General features: G+C 38.2%; 1 protein-coding gene. It reads right to left on the bottom strand.

The window, feature by feature from the left end:
• Positions 1-259 precede the first annotated feature (259 nt).
• Positions 260-1,126, bottom strand: coding sequence for a hypothetical protein (locus tag WH43_RS18895; protein ID WP_053426105.1), 867 nt, complete (start codon positions 1,124-1,126; stop codon positions 260-262).
• Positions 1,127-1,253: the final 127 nt, after the last annotated feature.

Raw genomic sequence — 1,253 nt, 5'->3', positions numbered from 1 at the left:
CGTCGCTACCGACTCCTCACTCAAACACTCCCAGCCTTAAAACCTTGGCCACCCAATTTTGTCCGGCTCGCGCCCTAATGGGGGATTGGTGCCAGTAGTTGGTACCCAGTTGTCACTTAAAATGCCTGAGAAAAGACATATGTGAAAGGCGGGAGTGTGCCAATAGCAGACAATAAAACTTAGATTTGGAAATTACGCTTTAAAGTTTTGCGGCTTATTACCATTGGACTCCCTTCACGAATTCAGTTAATTAGTGTTGCTATTTCTGCATGCCGCTGAGGATACTCATTAAAGCCAACGCTGTCTTACTATCATCTTTTTCCAATGCTTCTTTTATTTGTTGTTTAATAACATCTATTTGCTCTTGGGTTAGTGGTTGCATATTCCTGTCGTTTGAAATTGTTGAGTGAACAGTATGCCTAATCGCTTCTTCTTTCGATATTTTTCTAATCTTCGCCATCTCTCGATTTTTAGCAAATTTCTGATTCACATCGGAACTTGCAGATCTTATCTTGGGCAGAATCTTCTTGATGAATAGAGCAATTATCGAGCATAGAACTAAGATAAAAAGAACAATTCCTACGACTGCGATTATGTTATGCCGAGTTACTATTCGTTGGTTTTCGGCTTGTCCGAGTTCTTTTGATTCTTGCAATGCAGTCGAAAAACCAATAAGTCTATATTTTTCAGATAAATACTTAGCATCGCCACCAAGAAAATCCCCGCTATTTTTGAAATACTTTAAAGTTAAAAGCGGATCTTCACCTTGCTCGGCTAAAGCTCTTATGATTCGCTTATCATCGCTATTATTGTAAAATCGTCTATGAGAACTTATTGATGTTTTACCTACATATATAGTTACTTCATAAGGCTCAGAATAAATGTTGAAGGCTGAATTGCATGAATCTGCTTTTTGAAATATGTCATTTGTTCTAAGAGGGCAATTAATGCTTATTGAGACGCTAATGTCTTTATTTAGCTCCCATGTGTAATCATTCCCGCGTTTAATTGAATGTATTGGTCCCCCAAGTTCTGAAGCGAAGAGCCTCACCGATATGATTGCGATTGCGACGAACAGGATACGTGCGAGTATTTTCATTCTAAGTGATACGATTTTAAATAGCATTTTAATATGTTAGGACCGTACCACAGATAAGTATGCTCGACGAATTTTTCTTGAAGCAAACTTTGGGGTCTGGTCCTGAGGTATCCCCACAAAATATTTAATGAAAACAAAAAGATGAGTTAAGAAG

Origin of the sequence: Rheinheimera sp. KL1 (genome assembly GCF_001275035.1) — a bacterium.
Lineage (GTDB): Bacteria > Pseudomonadota > Gammaproteobacteria > Enterobacterales > Alteromonadaceae > Pararheinheimera > Pararheinheimera tangshanensis.
This window is presented reverse-complemented; position numbering and strand designations above follow the sequence as displayed.

Excerpts from the sequence above, each read along its gene's own strand:
- WH43_RS18895 (WP_053426105.1), bottom strand. The coding sequence starts at position 1,126 with ATGCTATTTAAAATCGTATCACTTAGAATGAAAATACTCGCACGTATC.